This is a genomic window from Desulfogranum marinum (genome assembly GCF_016918565.1).
In the GTDB taxonomy this organism is placed as follows: Bacteria; Desulfobacterota; Desulfobulbia; order Desulfobulbales; family Desulfobulbaceae; genus Desulfogranum; species Desulfogranum marinum.
The window spans coordinates 1-1,717 of sequence record NZ_JAFFQD010000122.1; the positions used below are offsets into that span (position 1 = coordinate 1).

Annotated in this window: 1 protein-coding gene; it reads right to left on the bottom strand. The window is 42.3% G+C overall.

What is annotated here, in order from left to right:
• Positions 1 to 595: 595 nt before the first annotated feature.
• On the bottom strand, positions 596 to 769 hold the full coding sequence (locus JWH17_RS23125; RefSeq protein WP_205225066.1) for a hypothetical protein: 174 nt from the start codon (positions 767 to 769) through the stop codon (positions 596 to 598).
• Positions 770 to 1,717: the final 948 nt, after the last annotated feature.

The following is a 1,717-nucleotide window of genomic DNA, read 5'->3' on the forward strand; positions in this document are numbered from 1 at the left end:
AATAGTTAATCAAGTAATTTTAGCGACTTACTAAAAAAACTTTACCAGAAATCGTAAAAAGAGCACCCCTTAAAAGGCGATTTTCTCTTACTAAATCAAATAAATAGCTTCTCGCGGACAGACACTAACGAAGGTGTTCGCATTGTCAATTATGGCTGGTTACGCAGCTCCTAAACTATGGTTAGTGCAAGATGCAATAGTAACGCAGCGAATTAAACAAATTGTCAACGCTGAATTAGCTGAAGCTACAAACGGAGAGCGTGTGAAATAGGGTCCACGTATTTGCTTGGATCTTCTCCTTTAAGCGGGGCAGAACACGATAAACAGTAAAGGTTTGGTGGCAAGCGTGGTGGCGGTTTTAACTCAGTTCCAGGTGCTTTTAACGTAAATCCTGCAAAGGGCACCTCTCAAAACCTGTGCTGTAGCGGGGTGAAAACTCAGCGCCCCTGCCTTGGGAGTAGGCATGCCAAATATATTAAGTTTCCTCTTCACCTGGTGCCCATTAGGAGATACAGGAAGTATATTAAGCCCAGGTCTAGCGAATATGGATAAGGCTGCCACGACGGCAACATTCTCAGAGTAAGGTACAACCAGGCTACGCTAGATCTTTCTCCAGGGCTATTATTTCACATAGGGCTTCCTGAATCATTTCATCTGCGTCAAACATTTCTCTAAGTTGGAGACACCTATCTTCAGCGATGGAAAGCATGTCGGCAGTGTTGATTATAGGGGTATACGCAACTGGGGCGCTATTATATTCTGTAATCATAATCAGTATCTCATTTGATAGAAGTGGTCTAGCTCGCTTAGCGACGATTCCGTGCTTTAGATTACCCTGTAGTGTTTGCAGGCACCCTTAACCTCTGTTTCACAGAACAAAGTATTGATTATTTCAAGAACCTTTTTGTCTTTATTTCTGCATCCTTCATACCAAACTTGGAATTCAACATTTAAAAAATGGAAGGGGCCAACAAAGAATAATGATTTAAAATTGTTATGCGCTGTAACGTGCGATATCTTTTTTTGGGAGGTTAAGTGAAATGAGAAGAAAAAATGACACTCCATTTCATTTGTCATTTTCATGACGAGATAGCTCATCTTGCAAATTGTCGGATATGGAGATCGTCAATATTTTGACGATGCCATATTAAGATTACAATTTCAGAAAAAATAGGAGTCAAATCTTTGCTTGACTCTTCTAGGGATAACATGGGACATACCACGATAAAAATACCGTCACCCCCTCGTGAATCTATCGGGGACAGACCATAATTACAACTTTCCCTCAACAAACTAATGTGCCGGATAAACCGATGATCAACGCGTAGGCAAATACAAAAATTATGAACTGGATACGTAGCTTATTTTCACGAAAGCGAGCTGATACGATGGCCCATAATAATAGGGGACGTACCACGATAAATGTAAAGCTAGAGTGCCAGTAGCAAATACCGTTAAACCCTAATAAACAATAAAACTTGGGGTCAGGTCTTTGCTTGACTCTTGTCGAGGCTAATTAGGGCGAGCCCACAGTGAGCAATTAGGGGACAGACCACAATTACAGCTTTTTTTTTAATCGGGTAGCCGGGGGATTCTCTCCCCCAGCCCCCACACCACCTAGCATGCGGGTCCGCACTAGGCGGTTCCCATGAGCTACCGAGCCGTAGCCGGGTAATGGATGTTTACCCATAGATCTTTGATAGAAAGCAAACCTTGA

Coding starts and splice junctions, on each gene's coding strand:
- JWH17_RS23125 (WP_205225066.1), bottom strand. CDS start 769: ATGATTACAGAATATAATAGCGCCCCAGTTGCGTATACCCCTATAATC.